General features: G+C 30.7%; 2 protein-coding genes. Both read left to right on the top strand.

Features of this window, described 5'->3' with window-relative positions; genetic code table 11:
* Positions 1-136: 136 nt before the first annotated feature.
* Entirely contained in the window at positions 137-1,855 is a 1,719-nt protein-coding gene (locus ACZM4J_RS12075; protein WP_428244540.1) for an ABC transporter ATP-binding protein, read from the top strand.
* Between the two features lie 17 nt (positions 1,856-1,872).
* On the top strand, positions 1,873-3,651 hold the full coding sequence (locus ACZM4J_RS12070) for an ABC transporter ATP-binding protein (RefSeq protein WP_428244541.1): 1,779 nt from the start codon (positions 1,873-1,875) through the stop codon (positions 3,649-3,651).
* The last annotated feature ends 232 nt before the right edge of the window (positions 3,652-3,883 follow it).

Genomic DNA, 3,883 nt, shown 5'->3' with positions numbered 1-3,883 from the left:
TGGCAGACGCGCAGGACTTAAAATCCTGTTGTGGCAACACAGTACCGGTTCGATTCCGGTCACCGGCATAAGAGATATCACCCATGTGATATCTCTTTTTTTGTACTCAAAAATAGAACAAAAAAGAGGAGGAATAATGAAGAAAATTTCTAATTATATATTTGAACATAAAGGAAAATATCTTTTAGCAATTACTTCAATGATTATAGCTGTAACGCTTGATTTAATGTCTCCACAGTTTACAAAACATATCATAGACGATGTAATTGTAGGAAAAAATATTGCAGAGTTAAAATATTTGCTTTTAGGTATTTTTCTAATCGGCGTGGGAAGATGTATATTTCAATACATTAAAGAATACACCTTTGATTGTCTTGGCTCGGATATTGGAAGTTCCATGCGTAAGGACCTTTTTGTACGTATTCAGAATTTAAGTGAAGATTTTTTTGACAAAACTGATACAGGGGAATTAATGTCTAGAGTTAAGGATGACATTGATAAAATCTGGGATGGGCTTAGTTATGTTAGTATGTTGTTAATCGAGGTGGTAATACATACGGCAATTGTTCTATTTTGTATGTATAGAATCAATGTGAAGTTGGCAATAATCCCAACACTTGCCATGATTTTTTGCGGATGTATTGCAGTAATTATGGAAAGAAAGTTAGGGGCAGTTTATGAAGAAATTAGTGAAGAAAATGCAGAATTAAATACAGTTGCAGAAGAAAATCTTGCAGGAGTAAGAACGGTAAAAGCTTTTGCGAGAGAAAAATATGAAATCAAAAAATTTTTATCTCATAATAATAAATACTATGAACTTAACATGAAACAATCAAAAGTTTTCGTGAAATATTATCCATTTTTTTCAGTTGTTACAAAAATACTTCCGCTATTAACATTGTTAGTAGGTGGAAAAATAGTTATTGACGGAAATTTGTCAATTGGCTCGTTAAGTGCAATGGTAGAGTATTCAAATAATATAGTTTGGCCAATGGAAATGTTAGGCTGGCTTACTAACAGTTTTTCGTCAGCTATTGCGTCAAATAAAAAAATCAAAAAAATTTATAAAGAAAAATCATCAATTAAAGAAATAAATAATCCCGTTGTGCTTGAAAAAGTAAAGGGAAGAGTTACTTTTGAAAATGTCTCCTTTAAGAAAAATGAAAGTAGTAATATTTTGGAAAATGTCAGCTTTGATTTAAATCCTGGTAAAACATTAGGTATTATGGGCGAAACAGGATCCGGTAAAAGTACAATTATTAATTTGCTTTTAAGATTCTATGATGTTACCCAGGGAAGTATAAAATTAGATGGAGTTGATATACGCAACCTTACCATTAAACAACTTAGGGGGAGTATTGCTCCGGTAATGCAGGATGTTTTTCTATTTTCAGATACAATTAATGAGAATATAAAATTGGGAAAGAAGAATGAATTAGATGCTGAAGAAATAAAGTTAGCGGCAAATAATGCACAGGTTAGTGAATTTGCAGAGAGATTAGAACAACAATATGAAACAGTAATTGGGGAAAGAGGCGTAGGTTTGTCTGGTGGACAAAAACAAAGAATTAGTATAGCCAGAGCTTTTGCCAAAGATAAACCAATACTTATTTTAGACGATTCTACATCGGCGTTGGATACAGAAACAGAGCAGAAAATACAGAAAGTATTAGAAAAGTATAATGATATTACTAAAATAATAATTACCCATAGAATTAGTGCTGTAAAAAATGCAGATGAAATAATAGTCTTAGAGAACGGTAAAATAAGCGAAAGAGGAAAACATGATTCTTTAATAAAAAAGAAAGGCTTATATTACGAAACTTATTTATCTCAATATGGAACAATAAATTAATAGAAAGGAAAAGAAAAATGGCATTTAATTCATATAAAGAAGATGAACAAAGTGTTGAAAAAAATAAATTACAAACATTAAAAAGATTATTTTCATATTTGTTGAATTATAAATTGATAATTATACTGGTGTTATTACTAATGGGATATTGCGTTGCTATATCATTGATTAATCCGTTGATTATTGAAGAAGCCATAGATAACTATATTTCTGTTGGTAACTATAAAGGGTTATATAAAATCTTGATTATAACACTTTTACTGAATTTGCTTGCAACTTTGGCAATAAAAATAAGAATGTATGTAATGGCAAAAATGTGTAACAGTATTCTTCTAACAATAAGACAGGAGCTATATACTCATATTCAGAAGTTAGGATTCAAATTTTTCGATAGCAGACCTACAGGAAAAATATTATCTAGAATTATAGGAGATATTAACTCATTAAAGGATGTTTTATCTAATTGCGTCACAACATTAATACCGGATTTCATAACTGTTGTGGCAGTAGTTGTAATTATGTTTGCAAAAAATCCTAAATTAGCAGTAGCAGCCTTGATTACAACACCACTTATGGCAATTTCAATTTCGTATATACAAATAAAAGCCCATCCCAGATGGCAGACTTTCAGAAAAAAGTCCTCAAACCTAAATGCATTTTTACATGAGGATATGTCTGGTATGAAAATTATTCATGGATTTTGTGGAGAAAAAGAAACTGAAGAAACTTTTGACCAATTAGTAAAAGAACATAAAACATCATTTAAAAATGCAATACGAATGAGTGATTGTTTTGGCTCAATTATAGATTTGTCCTGGGGCCTGGGATGCATTTCATTGTACTTTGTCGGAATAGTTATTTTAAAAGCAGACAATATTTCAGTTGGAACTTTTATAGCTTTTGGAACATACATAAACATGTTTTGGCAACCGATAAATAATTTAAGCAATTTTTACAATCAAATTACCACAAATATAGCAGGTGCAGAAAGAATTTTTGAAGTGTTAGACACTGAACCTGAAATTCTAGAAGAAAATGGAGCCAAAGAATTACCTCCAATTAACGGAAATGTAAAATTTGAAAATGTAACTTTTGCATACGACAGTGATAGTGAAAATGTGTTAGAAAATGTTAATTTTGAAATAAAAGCAGGTGAAACTATTGCTTTAGTTGGAGCAACCGGAGCAGGAAAATCTACAATTATAAATCTCATAAGTAGATTTTATGAAACAAATAGTGGAAGAGTTCTTATTGATGGTTATGATATAAAGAAAGTTACCATTGAAAGTCTTAGACAACAAATGGGTATTATGACACAGGAAAATTTTATTTTTTCAGGTACAATTAGCGAAAATATAAAATATGGCAAATTAGATGCAACTGATCAGGAAGTTGTAGAGGCTGCAAAAGCAGTAAACGCGCACAATTTTATTATGAAATTAAAAAATGGATACGATACATTATTAAGTGAAAGAGGAGGCGGTCTATCTGTAGGACAAAAACAATTAATAGCCCTTGCAAGGACAATGATATCAAAACCTAAAATTTTAATATTAGATGAAGCAACTTCCAGCATTGATACAAAAACAGAATTGCTTGTACAAAAAGGTATAGAAGAAATATTAAAAGGAAGAACATCTTTTGTTATAGCACATAGATTGTCTACAATTAAAAAAGCGGATAGAATATTTGTTATTGGAAACAGAAATATAATAGAAGAGGGGACACATAAGCAGCTTTTAGAAAAGAAAGGTGTATATTACAGCTTATATAGGGCACAGTTTGATGAAGTGTAAATGAAAAGTCATTTATACGAATTGCTCCGCACATAAGTGCTCTCGCAATTTGCCCCCTCAATCGCATATCGCTCTCCGTTAGAGAGCTTATAGGCTCGTGAGAAGGCGTGTAAAAAATACAAATTTTTCCTTTTATGCAAGCATAAAAGAAAAAATTATACTTTTTACACTATAAATTACACTATAAATGACAAAAAAAGTGTTGACAGATAAAGAAGCATTTGATATTATA

Source organism: Eubacterium sp., from assembly GCF_057858645.1.
Note: the sequence above shows the minus strand (reverse complement) of the source record. Positions and strands in the feature narration are given on the sequence as shown.

Excerpts from the sequence above, each read along its gene's own strand:
- ACZM4J_RS12075 (WP_428244540.1), top strand. The coding sequence starts at position 137 with ATGAAGAAAATTTCTAATTATATATTTGAACATAAAGGAAAATATCTT.
- ACZM4J_RS12070 (WP_428244541.1), top strand. The coding sequence starts at position 1,873 with ATGGCATTTAATTCATATAAAGAAGATGAACAAAGTGTTGAAAAAAAT.